This is a genomic window from Labrenzia sp. ATLA3, assembly GCF_057180185.1.
This window is the reverse complement of sequence record NZ_JBXUKV010000002.1, coordinates 422,097-438,677: the sequence shown is the minus strand read 5'-3', so window position 1 is coordinate 438,677 and position 16,581 is coordinate 422,097. Positions and strand designations below refer to the sequence as shown.

Here is a 16,581-nt window from a genome sequence, read left to right as displayed (position 1 = left end):
AGGCGCTTCCTCAGGATGAGGTTAAAGGCGGAGCGGTCCGCTTCGTCACCTCCGGGAGGATCGGATTACATGACAAGTCTCGGTATCGGATTAATCGGCACCGGTTTCATGGGCAAGTGCCATGCACTTGCCTATGGTTCGGTGAAAGCGGTGTTCGGCGATGTGCCGGCAACCCGCCTGGAAGTTTTGTGCGATGTACCGGCAGAGAAGGCTGAAGCCTTTGCCGACCAGTTCGGTTTTGCCAGGGCTACCAGCGACTGGAAAGATCTGATTGCGGATCCCAAGGTCGATATCGTCTGCATCACCACGCCCAACAAGGTACACAAGGAGATGGCGTTTGCCGCGCTTGAGGCCGGCAAGCATGTGCATCTGGAAAAGCCGATGGCGCTCAGCCTGGAGGACGCCAGGCAGATGCTGGCTCTTGCCGAAAGGACGGGTGCGAAAACCATTGTCGGGTACAATTACCTGCACAATCCGGCGATTTCCCATGCCCGCAAACTCATCGCGGACGGCGCCATCGGCCGGATTGTGCACTTCCGCGGCATGGTCGACGAGGACTATCAGGCCGACCCGGATCTGGCCTGGACGTGGCGGGCAACCAAGGCCGACGCCGGTCTCGGCACGCTTGGCGATCTTGGTTGCCACCTGATCTCGCTGGCAACGGCCCTGGTCGGCCCGGTTGAGAGCCTGATCGCGGAGACAAGAACTGTTCACGAAACACGGCCATTGGGCGATGGCTCAAGCGAGCGCCGGGCGGTGGAAAACGAGGACATTGCCTCTGCGCTGCTGACCTTCGAAAACGGTGTCCATGGCGTCGTCTCGACCTCGCGTAGTGCCTGGGGTCGCAAGAGCTACATCGCCTTCGAGGTGCATGGTACGGAAGGCATGATCACCTTCGATCAGGAGCGCATGAATGAACTCCGGCTCTACCAGAACCGGGGCGAAGCTGCCGAACAGGGCTTCAAGACGTTGCTGACCGGCCCTGCCCATCCGCCATACGGCCAGTTCGTTCCGGCCGCCGGGCATCAGCTTGGCTTCAACGACCTGAAGGTGATCGAGGTTCATGAGTTCCTGACGGCAATTGCCGAAGGCCGCAACGCGGTGCCATCCTTCCGCGAAGCGCTTCATTTCGAAGCGGTGATCCATGCAATTGCCGAAGCTTCTCAGACGGGCACCCGGGTGAAGGTGACAAAGGCGGACTGACGAGGCCAGTACCGCCTGTGTCGATGCCATGCGGACGCGATCCGAAACCCTGTTCGAAAGCATGCAGGTCGACCGGAGTGGGGATCGAGCCAAGGACATGGACTGAGGCTGTACACCGCCGCCGAAAGGCGATCACACCCTTTGACGGAGGGCGGGAAGGCTGCTGTTCGATCGGAAAATGCGGTTGTCCGCTGGTAGGCGTCGCCTTTTCCCGTGCGGCTGTGGCTCCTATATGCAGGGAAAGACAGACAATGGTGCTTGCCAGACCCCGGCTGAGAGCGCCGGCAAAGGAGCTAACATGACTACGCAAGAGACAGACACGACCGGCCTCGACGATGTTCTTCAGATCGATATCGTGTCCGATGTCGTGTGCCCCTGGTGCATTGTCGGCTTCAAGCAGCTTGAACAGGCGATTGCCCGCACGGGGGTTTCCGCCGCCATCAAGTGGCACCCGTTCGAGCTTAATCCGGACATGGTGGCCGAAGGAGAAAACCTGCGCGAGCATATCATGCGCAAATACGGCTCCAGCGCAGAGCAATCCCAGGCGGCGCGGGACCGGCTGACGGAGTTGGGCGCAAGCCTCGGTTTCGACTTCAGGTTCACCGACGACATGCGCATGGTGAACACATTCAAGGCGCATCAGCTGATCCATTGGGCTGGTGAGAGCGGCAAGGAACATGCGTTGAAAATGGCGCTGTTCCAGGCCTACTTCCACGACCGGAAGGACGTTCACGACGACCAAGTGCTGGCGGATGTGGCAGAAAGCGTCGGCCTGAACCGCGTCGAAGCCCTCGCCGTTCTGGAAGATGGTCGTTTTGCCGAGGTCGTTCGCGCGGAAGAAGCCTTCTGGACCGGCAACGGCATCCACGGCGTTCCGGCGGTCGTCTTCGAACGTCAGCACCTGGTTTCAGGGGCACAGGGTGTCGACAATTTCGCGGCAATCATCACCGAGCTGACGAGGGGCAAGGCGGCCTGACGGCACAGCCTTAGAGATACCCAGTAGATCGTCCAATTTCTGCCTCATGCCATGGCTCGGCCATGGCGTCCAAGCCGTTTCGTTCCGACTCGTCGGGCCGCTGCTTGAGGCGCCGTCACGGCATGGATTGCAGGGTCGAGCCCTGCAAAGACGGGGAGGGGGAAGAGCTTGGTTCTCTTACCCCTTTTAGGGTGGAGCCACTGTTTCTTCAGAGCGTCTCGAACAACACCCCTGCAGCTTCGATCCGGCCGGCCGGTGTTTCGGCAGGGTCCGCGCCATAGTTGGTCCAGATCCTGAGGCCGTCGGTTGTCCTGCAGCGGACGCCGCCGGCAAGGTCGAGCGTGTCGATCCCGGCTTCCTTGCACAGCATGGCGTAAAGCCGCTTTAGCGCGGTTTCGTCACCCCAGCCGCCGAGATAGACGAGATGCTCCTGACGGTAGGCGGCGGGTTGGCCGTCTTCAAGTTCCAGTATGACTTCGCCGGCGCCTTCCAGTTCCTCGCGGTAACCGGTGAAGGCGCCACCACCCTTGAGCAGCATCGGCATGTCCGGGCGCAGGCTCTCGACACGTGAGACGGCAAGGTCAAGACCGGGCATGTCGGGTGGCAACGGCACGGGAATGACCATGTCGGCATTGCGGGCGGCGGTGCGCGGGCCCATCACCACCAGGGCTTCGGTTTCCAACAGCGCCTGTTTCAGATCCTGCGTCACGTAGATGAGGCCGGGCAGGGCAACAATCTTGTAGCCGGAAAAGTCACGGGTTTCACCGCGTAGGATATCGACCGAAAGCCCGAGCTTGCGCAGCGCCTTGTAGGTGTCGAAAACGAGCTGGAAGTAGGAAAGTCCCTTGCCGTGGGGTTGCGTGGCCCAGGCGAAATCCGCGTCATAGTCGAAGATCAGTGCAACGGGCGCCCGCGGGGACGAGACGTCAGGTGCATCGCGCAATTCGTCTGCGACCTTGCGGGCTTCGACAAGGACAGGCGCATCGGCATTGTCCGGGCGCAGCATGCCGGCATGCATCTGTTCCTGCGCGAAGGGTGCCTGGCGCCAGCGGAAATAGCAGACGGCTTCCGCGCCGTGGGCATAAGCCTCCCAGGCCCAGAGCCGCATCATGCCCGGCAATGGAGCGGGATTGTGCGGGGCCCAGTTCACCGGTCCCGGCTGTTGTTCCATCACCCACCAGCGGCCCTTGCCGACGGCCCGGTAAAGATCGTGGTGGAACGCCTGGAAGTCCGGATCGCCCTGGCGCATGAAGGCCCGCTGATGGGTATCATCCGCGCCGACACGGTCTTCCAGAAAGCCGAGCGGGTAGCTGTCCCAGGTAGCGATCTCGAGATCGTCGCCAACCTTGAAGTGGTCGAAATCGGTGACCCGGCCCATGTAGTTGTGGCTGATCGGGGCGCTGGAATGTGCCCGGATGATATCGACCTGGCGCTTGTTGAAGGTCACCACCTGATCGGACGAGAACCGCCGGAATGCGAGCGTGTGCGACGGGTTGGGCTCTGTTACCGTGAGGTTGGGCAGGTCGATCTCGTCGAAGGAGAGATATTCCATCGACCAGAAGACGTTGCCCCAGGCCCGGTTGAGTGCCTCGATGGAGCCGTAACGTTCCTTCAGCCAGATCCGGAACGCTTTTCGGGCGGCCTCCGAATAGGAGAGGATCGTATCGTGGCAGCCATATTCGTTGTCGGTCTGCCAGGCGGCGACATGCGGATTGTTGCCGTAACGATCGGCGACAAGCTTTACGATCCGGTCGCTCTCCTGACGATAGCCCTCATGGGAAAAGCAGTAATGACGGCGGGAGCCGAACTTGCGCGGTTTGCCGTCGGCATCAACAGCGACCATGTCCGGATGCTTGTCGACAACCCAGCGCGGCGGCGTCGCGGTCGGTGTGCCGAGCACGACCTTCAGTCCGGCGCGTCCCAGGGTTTCTATGGCCCGGTCCAGCCAGTCGAAGTGCAGCTCACCCGGACGGGGCTCGAGACGCGACCAGGCGAACTCACCGATGCGGATCCATGTCAGCCCGGTTTCCGCCATGCGGCGGGCATCGGCTTCCCAGATCTCTTCCGGCCAGTGTTCCGGATAATAGCAGGTGCCAAGAGTGCGTTTCATGATGGGTGCTCACTGCCTGATGGTTCGGCAACCCACATGCGAGGGGCGGTGCGTTGCCGGAGTTTGTTTGTCGGTCCCTCAGAGGCGGGGAAAGCGCACGTCGGAAATCCTGTGATGTCAGGGGTTGCAGCCGTTACAGCACGACCCGGTGCTCGCTCTGCCCACGAACCTTCACCTGTGCAAAATAGGTCTTGCCTTCGTCCTGGCCAGTCAGGCCGTCGGCAGCGGATGTGGCGAAGAGGGTCTGCATATCCGCGCCGCCGAACGCCGGGCAGGAGATCTGTTTTGCGGGCATGGAAACCGCCTCGGCGAATTTACCGTCCGCGGAATAGCGGGCGACATGGTTTGCGCCCCAATGGGCGTTCCAAAGAAAGCCCTCGCTGTCGACCACAGCACCGTCCGGGTTGAAGCCGTCTGCAGAAAGGTCGGTGAACAAGGTCGGCGTGCCGGCAGGCCAGCCCTCGGCGTCCAGAGAGACCTGCTGGATGGTCAATGCGTCGGTGTCGGCGAAATAGGCCGTGGTACCATCCGGCGAAAAACAGATGGCGTTGGAAATGGTGATACCGGAAAATAGCTTGCGCAGTTCGCCCTTGTAGTAGCGATAGATCGATCCGGCGCCTTTTTCGGCGCCAATACCCATGGTGCCGATCCAGAAGCCGCCCCTGGGGTCGGCGCGGCCGTCGTTGGAGCGTGTCACCGCATTGTCGGCTTCCAGATCGCAGATCTTTGCGGAGGCTTCCGTTTCCAGATTGAAGAGGAACAGTTTGGAAGAACTTGCGATCAGCAGCTCGGCCTGGCTCACCCAGCCGGCAGCAGAGACATATTCATCGAACTGCCAGGTTTTCTCGGTGCCGTTGTCGCGGCTGAGCAGCCGCTTGTTCAGGATGTCGAACCAGAACAATTGCTGGCGTTCGGGGTGCCACAGCGGTCCCTCACCAAGGGTGCACTGGCGTTCGTCGAAAACTGTGCTCATGAAATCACCTGGATGCTGCAACGGCCGCGTCATAGGCGGCGACGATTTTTTCGGCCCGGTCGCTGACGTCTGCAACGCTGAGACCGGGTTTGAACAGTGCTGTCCCGATGCCGAAACCTGTGGCCCCGGCCTTGATCCAGTCGCCAAAATTGTCCGGACCGGCACCGCCGACCGCATAAGTGGGGGTACCCTTTGGCAACACGGCCAGCATCGCCTTCAGACCGTCCGGACCAATGAGCGAAGCGGGAAAGAACTTGAGGCCATTGGCGCCGCTGCGCAGAGCGGTGAAGCACTCGCTCGGAGTCATCACCCCGGGAAAGGAGGACATGCCTTCGGTTTTCGTTGCCTTGATGACGTCCGGATTGCAGTCGGGTGACACGATCAGCGTGCCGCCTGCGTTCTTGACGTCTTGCACCTGCTCGGGGGCGAGCACGGTGCCTGCGCCGATTTCCGCCTTTGAAGAGAAGCTCTTGGCCATCGCTGAAATGCTGACAAGCGGATCCGGCGAGTTGAGCGGCACTTCGATGCGGGTGATGCCGGCGGCTATCAGACATTCGGTAACGGGCAGGGCTTCGTCCGGGGTCAGACCGCGCAGAATGGCAATCAGGTTACGGCTCATGAATGCTCCGGTTCGTAGGAGGAATAGGCCAGGGTCAGGCCCTTCAAGGTGATGGTTTGCGCGTCGAGCTGTCTGGAGGCGTAGCCAACCTGGGTCAAGGCGGCGCGATAGGCGCCGACGATCTTGTCGCTGCCCAGAAGGGCGGTATTGCCGAGATCGAAATCCCGGCTGACGGCAGCGAGTTCGACGCCTATGAGAAGGCCCGACAGTCTGCCACTGGCCTGCGCCGGGGCGAGGTCCGCCACCAGACCGGCGGCGCGTACGCCGAACAGATCAGCCGTCAGCATTTCGGGCGCATGGAAACTGTGTTCAGCGGCTGTAGCAAAGGCAGCATTGTCCAGGTCGTCGGACGACAGGCCATGCCGCAGCACCGAGTGACTGAACAGAAGGGCGAAGGTTTCTCCCGTCATGAACGTGCGAAACCGCTCGATCCGCCCGTCCTTGAGGGCGACCCACTTGGTGTGCGTTCCGGGCAGACACAGAGTGCCGGTATAGCCGGGATTGTCCACGAGGAACCCGGCGATCTGGGTTTCTTCGCCGCGCATGACATCGGGGGGCGTTAGCTGCTTGATGCCGGGCAGGATGCGCACATCCAGACGCGGGTCGGCTGCCTCCACCCGGGTGGCATTGCGGATTGACGGCGGCGTGCAGGGGGTGGCCATATAGGGGGCTTCAGCCCAACCCTGACGGGATCCGGCCATGCCGCAGACGATCACCGGGGTGGCCACGTCCTCCTTCAGCAGATCTGCGACCAGTTCGATCAGGGCAGGCTCGTAGTCCTGTTTCTCCAACCGGCCCATGCCCTTGTCCGAGCTGCGATGGGCAAGCATGCTGCCGGTTTCGTCAAGCGCCCAGATGCGCAGATTGGTGGTGCCCCAATCCGCCGCGATCCAGGCTGCTTTTGGGTGCGTGGTCATCCCGTCACCACCACGCCGCCATCCACGACCAGAGCCTGGCCGGTCATGGCCTTGCTGGTTCTGGAGGCCAGGAACAGGACCGGATCGACCATGTCTTCCGGCTGCAGTTCAACCTTGAGGCACTGCCGGTCGATATGGGCCGCCAGACCTTCCGGCGTCACCCACATGTCCTTCTGCTTCTGGGTCAGAACCCAACCGGGCGCCAGGGCGTTGACGCGGATGTTTTCCGGGCCGAACTCGCGGGCAAGGCTGCGGGTCATGCCGTTGATGCCTGAATTGGCGGTGGTGTAAACCGGATAGCCCGCGTTGCCCATCATGTAGGAAATGGACGAGAAATTGACGATCGAGCCGCCGCCAGCGGCACGCATGCCGGCCACCACATGCTGGCAGGCAAAGAAATAGGCCTTCAGGTTGATCGCCACGGACCAGTCCCAGAACGCCTCGTCGACCTCCTCGGTCTTGTGTCGTTTGTCGTTGGCGGCATTGTTGACCAGAACCGTAATCGGGCCATGGGCTTCGGCTGCCTGATCCATTGCGGCCTTGAGGGCGGTCATATCGGTGATGTCACAGGGCAGGAACAACGGACGGCGGCCGTATTTCTGCTCCATCTCGTCGCAAAAGGCAGCGGCATCCGAGCGCTGCACAAAGGCGACTTTCGCTCCCTGCCGAAGGAAACCCTCGGTGAGCGCTGCGCCGATGCCGGAGCCGCCACCGGTGATGAAAACCGATGCATTGTCGAGATCCGGGTATGTTGCGTTCATGGCACTTCCTCAATTGTTTTGGTGGCCGAAGCCGAAATCCGTTCGTTTTGAGTAACGTTACTCAAAGACGTTTGCCTTCTACAACCCAGACCGTTTCGGGGAACCGCCAGGGGAATGTGAGCCCGTGGGACATCAGATATTGTCCACTGGCTTCAAGGTCTTGATGTTTCAGGAGCGGGGCGCCGCGAGACAGTCCAGGTGCTTCGTCCCGATTGACGAGGCTTATCCTGTATCTGGCTTGCGGGTCCAGTCCTGTCAGCCTCAATGGGCGCGGCAGGATCTGGTCGCTTGGGCGCGTCAGTGCGGCGAAGGCAACAAATTGGCTGCCGTCCCGTGAAAGCTGCTGTTCTGCAATCACTGCCGGGTCCGCGCTGTCGAGCCGCAGGATATCCGCTTGCATCATCCAGTCCCGGTTGGCCTTCCACCAGCTCGTCACTGTGCGCAGCGTATCGGCTTCGGCCTCTGTCAACTCTCGCGGGTCCATCTCGAAGCCCATATGGCGTTGAGCCGCGGTCCAGGCGCGCAGGCGGATGTCCAGCGTGCGGCCGGAGGTATGGCAGTGACGGGGGCCAACATGAGAGCCGGTTACGCTGGCCGGCAGGAACAGGCTGGCATCGTGCTGGATACGCTGGCGCTCCAGCGCGTCGTTGCTATCCGAGAGCCAGACCCGGTGCGTGCGTTGCAGAATGCCGAAATCGATGCGCCCGCCGCCGGAAGAACAGCTTTCGATTTCCACGTCGGGAAAGTCTGCCCGCAAACGGTCGACCAGCTCATAGAAGCCTTCTACCTGCCGGGCATCGACGACGGGCAGGATGCGGTTGTGGTCCCATTTGATGTAGCCGATGTCGTTGTTTTTCAAGACATCGGCGATATGGGCATAAAGATAGTCCCGGACGTCCTGGCGGGACATGTCCAGCACAAGCTGCTGGCGTCCGCGAACCTGGTCGGCGGAACCCAGAACCCAGTCCGGATGAGTGCGGTAGAGGTCGCTGTCCTCATTGACCATCTCCGGCTCGAACCAGATGCCGAACTCCATGCCGAGCGCCTTGATATGGTCGATCAGCGGGGTGAGGCCATCCGGATGTTTGCGTGTGTCGATCACCCAGTCGCCGAGAGACGAGGTGTCGTCATCCCGGCGCCCAAACCAGCCGTCGTCCAGGACAAAGCGCTCGGCGCCCAGGTCCGCCGCCTGGGAGGCGATGGCCTTGAGTTCTTCAAGATCGTGCTTGAAATAGACCGCTTCCCAGCAATTGTAGTGCACCGGGCGCGGCGTGCGGGCCGCCTGAACGATGTGATCGCGGACATGGCGCTGGAACCTTACGGCAGCGCCGTTGAAGCCGGTGGCGGAATAGGTGGCATAAAGCGGCGCGCTGACGAATTGGCGGCCGCTTGGAAGGCTCGCGGTGGCGTGGCCGAACTGGACCTGGCGGCGGCCGTCGGCAAGTTCCTCGGCCACCATCTTGTGGCCACCGGACCAGCCGTAGTGAAACGCGAAGGCTTCACCTGCCGTGTTGGACGTTCCCGCGCCGCAGACGATCAGGCCCGGAAAATGCGCATGATCGGTGCGGCCCGTGCGGTTGTCGCGGACGCGAGCGCCGGGTGCAAACGGCACGCGGCGGGTCAGGAATTCCGCGCACCAGCGGCCGGAGAATTCGATCATCTCACCGGTGTGGGCCGGAACCGGTAGAACAGGTGCCGCCAGCCAGTCGACCGTTATCTCGTCCGCGCTCTCCAGCCGTGTCTGCAATTTCAGCAGGGAAGTTTCCGGTGTCAGGGTCAGATCGAAGACAAGACCGAGGTCGAGAGCCTTGTCGGTGAAAACCAAGGTCATCCCATGCTCGGTCGTGGCTTCGCGTTCGAAGCGGAAAGACGGCATGAGCGGGGTGCCGGCTGCATTTCTGGCGGCGAGGCCGGTTTGCCCGGGGAAGCTTTCTGAGGCTTCGGGGCACAGGCTCAGGCCGGCGTTGCGGTCGACCATGCCGCCGGTGACATCGGCGAGCGTGGCTGCCGAAAGCCTCTCCAGGTTTTCGCCAGTGGGAAGGGCGGGCCCCCAGTAGACGGCTTCCGGCAATCGGTTGTCGAAGCTGGCCAGGACCAGGCTCTGTCTGTCATCTCCAAGATGCCAGCTGCGGATCATTTCACGGCTCCGAGTGTGAGGCCTGCGATAAAGTGGCGTTGCATCAGGAAGAACATGGCAACCGGCGGCAGGGCAGCCACGATGGAGCCAGCGCTCATCAGGTGGTAGGCGGCGCGGTACTGGGCGTTGAAGGAGGTGATGCCTGCAGTAACGGGTTGGCTTTCAACGCCCTGCGTCAGCACCACGGCCCAGAAATAGTCGTTCCAGATGAAGGTGAAGATCAGCACCGATAGCGCGGCGATGGCCGGCTTCATCAGCGGCAGAACCACGTACCAGAAGATCCGCCATTCGGAGACGCCCTCGACACGCGCAGCCTCGATCAGCTCGAAGGGCAGGGCGCGGATGAAGTTGCGCATGAAGAGCGTGCAGAAGCCGGTCTGAAAGGCGATGTGGAACAGCACAAGGCCGGTGATGGTGTTGTAGAGGCCCATCTGCAGGGTCAGATCGCGCACCGGCACCATCAGGATCTGGAACGGCACGAAGTTGCCGGCCACGAACATGAAGAAGATCCAGATGTTGGCCTTGAACTTGTAGACTCCAAGGGCAAAGCCGGTCATGCACGACAGGCCAACCGCGCCGATGACCGTCGGAATGGTGATCTTGAACGAGTTCAGGAGATACTGCGGCATGTCCGAGCCGGTGAAGACCAGCGCGTAGTTGGTGAAGCCTTCAAAGGAAGACGGCCAACCCCAGTAGTTGGCGTTGGAGAAATCCGCGTCCGGCTTGACGGAGAAGATGGCGACCGCGATCAGCGGTAACAGCCACAGGATCAGCGCCAGTGGCAGCAGCGACTGATAAGTGATCTGCCAGGAGCGGGACGTGCGTTCGATCGGTGTCGGGAACATGTCAGCGCGCCTTTTCTTCTTTGTACATCGACCAGAGGAAGTAGGCGATGAAGGCCAGCATGATCAGGAACAGAACCACGGCAATGGCCGCGCCGTAGCCCATGCGGAATCCGTATTCGGAGAGCGCGACCTCGAACATGTAGAAGCTGAGCACCCGACTGGCGCCGAAGGGGCCGCCGTTGGTCATGACCGAAATCAGGTCGAAGGAGCGCAGCGCGCCGATGATGGTGACGACAAAGGCGATGAAGGTGGCCGGGCGAAGCTGTGGCACGATGATGTACCAGAGCATGCGCCAGCCCTTGGCGCCGTCGAGCCGCCCGGCCTCGATCTGTTCCGGATCGACCGCGTTGAGGCCGGTGAGATAGAGGATCATGCAATAGGCTGTCTGGGGCCAGAGGCCCGCGACGATGATGCCGATGGTGACCGTGTTCTCGTCTCCCAGAACGTTAAGCGGCGGCAGGCCGACCGCGCCGAGCAGAACGTTGAGGAGGCCGAATGTCGGGTCGTAGAACCAGGTGAACACCAGGCCGACCACGACCTGGGAGATCACGAAGGGAAAGAAGAACAGCGATTTGTAGAGCCGGATGCCGGTGACGGTCTGGTTCAGGAACAGTGCGATGAACAGGCCTGCCGGAATGGCCAGCAGATAGAGCAGCAGCCAGAGGACGTTGTTCTTCAGCGAGGTGTAGAACGCGTCATCCCAGTAGAGTTCCTCGTAATTGTAGAGCCCGACGAATTCCGCCTTGCCCAGACCGTCCCACTCGTAGAGCGACAGGTTGAAGGACTGGAAAATCGGGAAGATCACATAGAACAGGAAAAACAGGATCCCGGGAGCCAGGAACAGCCAGGGTGTAAGCTGCTGCTGGTTGCGATGCCACCAGGAACTCTGGCGGATCTCGGTCACGGATGCTTGGGCCATTTTCGGAACTCTTCGTGAGTCGTCGGCGTATACCGGAAAAGAGGACAGGGAGCGGTTGCCCCCTGTCCGGTCACGCGCAGGCGGACCTTACTTGTAGATACGCTTTTGGGCGCGGTCCAAACGGTCCAGGATCCTGTCCAGGTTGTCCGGCTTGACCATGAATTCCTGAAAGCCTTCCATGGCAACCTTCGCCATTTCAGCCGGGGCATCGCGGTCGAAGAACTGGGCAACGCCGCCCGGGGAGTTCGAGGACAGCATTTCAAAGCCCTGTTCCAGGAACTTGTCGTTGTCTACCGACGACTTGGAGTTGACCGGCAGCTGACCAAGGTGCTCGCCGTCGTTGATCCAGGTCTGGACGTCCGGCGACACCACGAACTTCAGGAACTCGCGCGCGTTTTCCTTGTTCTCCGCATTGGCCGGAATGTGGAAGGTGTCGGTCGGTGCGTCTTCGGCCTTGGCGACGCCCGGCGTGATTTCCACGAACTGGTAGAAATCGATCTGGTCGTCACTGAGACCGGCGTCACGCAGCGGTGCCACGGCGAAGTTGCCCATCAGGTAAGCGGCTGCATCGCCCTTGACCATGAACGGCAAGGCTTCCTGCCAGGAGTAGGTCTGGTGGTTGTCAATGAAGGCGCCCATGTCGATGAGTTCGCGCCAGTTGGCGAACGTCTTGCGGACTTCGTCGGACTTCCAGGAGGCCTTGCCAGTGAGCAGGTCCATGTGGAAGTCGAAGCCGTTGGTGCGCATGTTCAGGTAGTCGAACCAGCCGCCTGCGGTCCAGAGGAACTTGGTGCCGATTGTGTAGCACTTCTTGCCCGCATCGAGGATCTTCTGGCAGTTCGCCTTTTCCTCTTCCCATGTGGTGGGTTCGGACAGGCCAAGCTCGTCGAAGATGTCTTTGCGGTAGTAAACGCCCCACTGATAGTAGGTATAGGGCACGCCCCACTGCTTGCCGTCGATGGTCATCGCGCCTTTGGTGGAGGCGAGATTGTCGCCGATGGCCGGATCCGCCCACAGGTCCGACACGTCTTCGAAAAGGCCTGCTTCCACGTAAGGACGCATGCGGTTGGCCGCGTACCATGTGGCGACGTCCGGCGCGTTTGCCGTCAGGAAGTTGCGGATCTGCGTCTTGTAGGCCTCCCGGTCGATCACCGTCGTCTCGATTGTCAGCTCCGGGTTCTTCTCCTGAAACTGCGCGATCATCTCTTCCATGGTTGCGCGTGGCGCCGGGTTCGATGTGTCGAGAAAGATTTTCAGATTGCCGGTCAGGCCGTCAGCAGAAGCTGCGCCCATCGCGGTTGCCAACATGGCAAAGGCCGCTACGGACGTTTTCAGCATGGAACGCATGGTGTCCTCCCTTTTTGTTCCATTATGTGAAACTTAGTTTTGTATATTGATACTCTGATGTGATGGCGATAAGTTGTCAACAGGCTCGACCGCAAGAAACGGGCCGATGGAGGAGCTCATGAACAAACAGGAGAGGTCATCGACAGGTGACGGCACGGTCGGCAAGGCGCTGGAAGTGCTGGACAAGGTTGCGGCCGTCGGCCGGCCTGTGCGCTTTTCCGAACTTCTGTCCGACAGCACCCATCCCAAGGCGACCCTTTACCGGCTGCTGCAGACCCTCGTCAGTCAGGGCATGCTTGCCTATGACGAACGCCAGCAGACCTATTCGCTGGGTATCCGCCTCGTGCGGTTGGCACATGCGGCCTGGCGGCAAAGTTCCATTGCGCCAATCGCGCGTCCTTTCGTCAGCGCCTTGTCCGAAGCGGTCGGGGAAACCGTACATCTGGCGCAGCTTGACAGCGGACAGGTGCTTTATGTCGACAAGCGCAATCCGACCAACGCCATCGACATGTTTTCGCAGGCCGGCAAGGTTGGCCCGGCCTATTGCACCGGCGTCGGCAAGGCCTTGATGGCCTTCCTGGAGCCGGCTGAGCTCGATCGCGTGTTGAAGAAGCAGTCGTTCTATCGATACACCCCGGCAACGCTTGCCAGCGAGGCTTCACTGCGCGCGGATCTGGAGAAGATCCGCCAAGAGGGCCTGTCCTACGACAGGGAGGAGCACGAGCCGGGCATCATCTGCATTGCGGCGCCGATCCTGTCATCCAGGGGGCGGCCGGTCGGTGCGCTTTCCGTGACAACTTCCACGCAGCGCAAGAGCCTGGAGCAGCTTCTGGAGGCACGGCCTGCGCTGTTGGACGCAGCCTCGAAGATCGCGGCGGCGGTCGAGGACTGGCAGTTCCCGGCGTAAAAGAAATTCCAAGGGAGAGAGAATTACATGTCTGGCGTCACACTGACCAAAGCCATCAAGAAATATGGCGATCTGGAAGTCATCCACGGAGTGGAACTTCAGATCGAGGATGGCGAATTCTGCGTCTTTGTCGGTCCGTCCGGCTGTGGCAAGTCCACGCTCCTGCGCATGATCGCCGGGTTGGAGGAGACGACTGACGGCCGGATCGAGATCGGCGGCAGGGATGTGACCAGGATTGACCCGGCCGAGCGGGGCGTGGCCATGGTGTTCCAGACCTACGCGCTTTACCCGCATATGACGGTTGAGGAGAACATGGGCTTCGGGTTGAAGATGAACGGTCATCCCAAGGCCGAGATCCAGTCCAAGGTCGCCGAGGCGAGCCGGATCCTGAAGCTGGACCCTTATCTGAAGCGCAAGCCGAAGGCGCTTTCCGGCGGGCAGCGCCAGCGCGTCGCCATCGGCCGTGCGATCGTGCGCGGGCCGGAAGTGTTCCTGTTCGACGAACCGCTGTCCAACCTCGATGCGGAACTGCGCGTCGACATGCGCGTTGAAATCGCCCGCCTGCACAAGGACATCGGCGCGACCATGATCTACGTGACGCATGATCAGGTCGAGGCGATGACGCTGGCCGACAAGATCGTGGTGCTGCGCGGCGGCATTATCGAGCAGGTCGGCTCGCCGATGCAGCTCTATTCCGATCCGGACAACAGGTTCGTTGCCGGTTTCATCGGTTCCCCAAGCATGAATTTTGTCGAAGGGGTCGCCGGAGACGGTACTGTCAGCATTGCTGCGTTCGGCGGTGTTGCCGTGCCGACATCGGTCTCATTGCCGGCCAAGGGGGAAAAGGTGCTGGTCGGGCTGCGGCCGCAGCATCTGAAAGTCTCTCCGGCGCAGGAAGGCGCAAAGGTCGATCTGTGCGAGCAGCTTGGCGGTGTCGCCTATTCGTATCTCATCTGCCCGACGGGAGAACGTGTGATCGTGGAAACCAAGGGCGAGGATGCCCCGGTTTCCGATGGCCTTGTTGCCATCGACTTCGACCCGGCCTCGGCGCTGTTCTTCGATGCGAAGACGGAGAAGCGGCTGCGGTAGTCTCGCCGAGGCCGTCAGCCGAGGCGCCGCCGCCGCCGCCCGCACGTCATTCCGGACAAGCGAAGTAAAGCCGGACGCCGATCCGGAACCCAGATATCCGCCGCGCCTTTGGCGCGTCTCTGGGCTGCTCTTAAACACATTCGACGGCTCGCCAGTCGGCTCCACTCTTTTCCCTCTGTCATCATAATACCTCAGGCATCCTTTATGGAGATGACCGTTATGGATCGTGCCGCCGCTCGTGGAGCTATGCGTTTGTGTCCGCCGCAGCAGTCTCCGGTCTCGGTCAACATTTGCGCTCACCCACGGCCAGGCCGGTGAGGCGGCTGATTTGAACACGTATCTTGCCTTGACATGAATACTGATTCAGGTGTCATATGATGCCGCGTCAGGCGATGATGTTGCCCTGTCCGAAGTCGTGGGAGCGGCTCGGCAGGTTTTCGGCCTTTCGCGCAACGGGAGGAGAATTCATGACGAAACGCGTTTTTCGCTGGGCCGTGCCGCTTGTGGCCGGCATCGGTGTGGCGGCTGCCGGAATTGCCGGCGCCCAGGCCGACGATATCAAGATCGCCCACGTCTACGGCAAGACCGGTGCCCTGGAGGCCTATGCGAAACAGTCGCATACCGGCCTGATGATGGGCCTCGAATATGCCACTGACGGCACCATGGAAATCGACGGCCGCAAGATCGTGGTCATCGAGAAAGACACGCAGCTGAAGCCGGATATCGGCAAGGCCGCGCTGGCGGAAGCTTATGGCGACGATGAAGTCGATATCGCCGTCGGCCCTGTCTCCTCCGGTGTTGCGCTGGCCATGCTGCCTGTCGCCGAAGAATACGAGAAGGTGCTGCTGGTGGAGCCGGCGGTGGCCGACAGCATCACCGGCGAAAACTGGAACCGCTATATCTTCCGCACCTCGCGCAATTCATCCCAGGACGCGATTTCCAACGCCGTTGCACTCGGGCAGGAAGGCGTCTCCATCGCGACGCTGGCCCAGGATTATGCGTTTGGCCGTGACGGCGTTGCCGCCTTCAAGGAAGCGCTGGAAGGCACCGGAGCCAAGCTGGTGTTCGAGGAATACGCCCCGACCGATACCAAGGATTTCACCGCCAACGCACAGCGCGTCTTCGATGCCCTGAAAGATGAGCCGGGCCGCAAGTTCCTGTTCGTGATCTGGGCCGGTGGCGGCAATCCGATCAGCAAGATCAAGGCAATGGAACCGGAGCGCTTCGGTGTCGAGATTGCCACGGGCGGCAACATCCTGGCGGCCATGGCGGCCTACAAGGAACTGCCGGGCATGGAAGGGGCGACCTACTATTACTACGAGATCCCGAAGAACCCGGTGAACGACTGGCTGGTGGCAGAACACCAGAAGCGCTTTGACGCACCGCCGGATTTCTTCACCGCAGGTGGCATGTCGGCCGGTATCGCCATTGTCGAGGCGATCCGCAAGGCGGGTTCCACGGAGACTGAGGATCTGATTGCCGCCATGGAAGGCATGGAGTTCGAAACGCCGAAGGGCAAGATGATGTTCCGTGCGGAAGATCACCAGGCTCTGCAATCCATGTATCACTTCAAGATCAAGGTCGACCCGGATGTCGAATGGGGCATCCCGGAGCTGGTGCGCGAACTGAAAATAGAGGACATGAACATCCCGGTGCGCAACCAGTAAGCCTTGCGAAGACGCGGCGGAGCCTTGTGCTTCGCCTGCGTGGCCCCAAGAACCAATAAAGTGCCCGGCTGGCGAGACGCCCGTTCGGCCGGGCACATTTCCGATACAGCT

At 61.2% G+C, this 16,581-nt stretch carries 14 protein-coding genes; 5 read left to right on the top strand and 9 right to left on the bottom strand.

The window, feature by feature from the left end; all coding sequences use genetic code 11:
- Positions 1 to 69: 69 nt before the first annotated feature.
- Both AC2A6O_RS06530 and AC2A6O_RS06525 read left to right on the top strand, forming a co-directional pair.
- Positions 70 to 1,203 (top strand): Gfo/Idh/MocA family protein, encoded by a 1,134-nt coding sequence (locus AC2A6O_RS06530; protein WP_498926208.1) that lies wholly within the window; start codon positions 70 to 72, stop codon positions 1,201 to 1,203.
- 298 nt (positions 1,204 to 1,501) lie between these two features.
- Complete coding sequence (locus AC2A6O_RS06525; protein WP_498926207.1) at positions 1,502 to 2,179, top strand: DsbA family oxidoreductase; 678 nt, start codon at positions 1,502 to 1,504, stop codon at positions 2,177 to 2,179.
- 208 nt (positions 2,180 to 2,387) lie between these two features.
- Here AC2A6O_RS06525 and AC2A6O_RS06520 read toward each other — a convergent pair whose 3' ends face one another.
- The 9 genes from AC2A6O_RS06520 to AC2A6O_RS06480 all read right to left on the bottom strand — a co-directional run bounded on the left by AC2A6O_RS06520 (position 2,388) and on the right by AC2A6O_RS06480 (position 12,807).
- Complete coding sequence (locus AC2A6O_RS06520) at positions 2,388 to 4,289, bottom strand: beta-galactosidase (protein ID WP_498926206.1); 1,902 nt, start codon at positions 4,287 to 4,289, stop codon at positions 2,388 to 2,390.
- 133 nt (positions 4,290 to 4,422) lie between these two features.
- Positions 4,423 to 5,262, bottom strand: a complete 840-nt coding sequence (locus AC2A6O_RS06515; RefSeq protein ID WP_498926205.1) for an SMP-30/gluconolactonase/LRE family protein — start codon at positions 5,260 to 5,262, stop codon at positions 4,423 to 4,425.
- 4 nt (positions 5,263 to 5,266) lie between these two features.
- Complete coding sequence (locus AC2A6O_RS06510; protein ID WP_498926204.1) at positions 5,267 to 5,881, bottom strand: 2-dehydro-3-deoxy-6-phosphogalactonate aldolase; 615 nt, start codon at positions 5,879 to 5,881, stop codon at positions 5,267 to 5,269.
- Entirely contained in the window at positions 5,878 to 6,798 is a 921-nt protein-coding gene (locus AC2A6O_RS06505; protein WP_498926203.1) for a 2-dehydro-3-deoxygalactonokinase, read from the bottom strand. The genes AC2A6O_RS06510 and AC2A6O_RS06505 overlap by 4 nt, the downstream gene beginning before the upstream one ends.
- On the bottom strand, positions 6,795 to 7,559 hold the full coding sequence (locus AC2A6O_RS06500; protein WP_498926202.1) for an SDR family NAD(P)-dependent oxidoreductase: 765 nt from the start codon (positions 7,557 to 7,559) through the stop codon (positions 6,795 to 6,797). The genes AC2A6O_RS06505 and AC2A6O_RS06500 overlap by 4 nt, the downstream gene beginning before the upstream one ends.
- 61 nt (positions 7,560 to 7,620) lie before the next feature.
- Positions 7,621 to 9,696, bottom strand: a complete 2,076-nt coding sequence (locus tag AC2A6O_RS06495; RefSeq protein WP_498926201.1) for an alpha-galactosidase — start codon at positions 9,694 to 9,696, stop codon at positions 7,621 to 7,623.
- Positions 9,693 to 10,541: a carbohydrate ABC transporter permease gene (locus tag AC2A6O_RS06490; RefSeq protein WP_148582837.1), complete on the bottom strand. Its 849-nt coding sequence runs from the start codon at positions 10,539 to 10,541 to the stop codon at positions 9,693 to 9,695. The genes AC2A6O_RS06495 and AC2A6O_RS06490 overlap by 4 nt, the downstream gene beginning before the upstream one ends.
- 1 nt (position 10,542) lies before the next feature.
- On the bottom strand, positions 10,543 to 11,460 hold the full coding sequence (locus tag AC2A6O_RS06485) for a carbohydrate ABC transporter permease (RefSeq protein ID WP_148582836.1): 918 nt from the start codon (positions 11,458 to 11,460) through the stop codon (positions 10,543 to 10,545).
- Positions 11,461 to 11,547: 87 nt separating this feature from the next.
- On the bottom strand, positions 11,548 to 12,807 hold the full coding sequence (locus AC2A6O_RS06480; protein WP_498926200.1) for an ABC transporter substrate-binding protein: 1,260 nt from the start codon (positions 12,805 to 12,807) through the stop codon (positions 11,548 to 11,550).
- A 118-nt stretch (positions 12,808 to 12,925) separates the two neighbouring features.
- Between AC2A6O_RS06480 and AC2A6O_RS06475 the strand changes: the two genes are divergently transcribed.
- The 3 genes from AC2A6O_RS06475 to AC2A6O_RS06465 all read left to right on the top strand — a co-directional run bounded on the left by AC2A6O_RS06475 (position 12,926) and on the right by AC2A6O_RS06465 (position 16,470).
- A complete protein-coding gene (locus tag AC2A6O_RS06475; RefSeq protein ID WP_498926199.1) occupies positions 12,926 to 13,714 on the top strand; it encodes an IclR family transcriptional regulator in 789 nt (262 codons plus the stop codon).
- A 27-nt stretch (positions 13,715 to 13,741) separates the two neighbouring features.
- Positions 13,742 to 14,803, top strand: a complete 1,062-nt coding sequence (locus AC2A6O_RS06470) for an ABC transporter ATP-binding protein (RefSeq protein WP_498926198.1) — start codon at positions 13,742 to 13,744, stop codon at positions 14,801 to 14,803.
- 467 nt (positions 14,804 to 15,270) lie between these two features.
- Complete coding sequence (locus AC2A6O_RS06465) at positions 15,271 to 16,470, top strand: substrate-binding domain-containing protein (RefSeq protein ID WP_498926197.1); 1,200 nt, start codon at positions 15,271 to 15,273, stop codon at positions 16,468 to 16,470.
- Positions 16,471 to 16,581 lie beyond the last annotated feature (111 nt).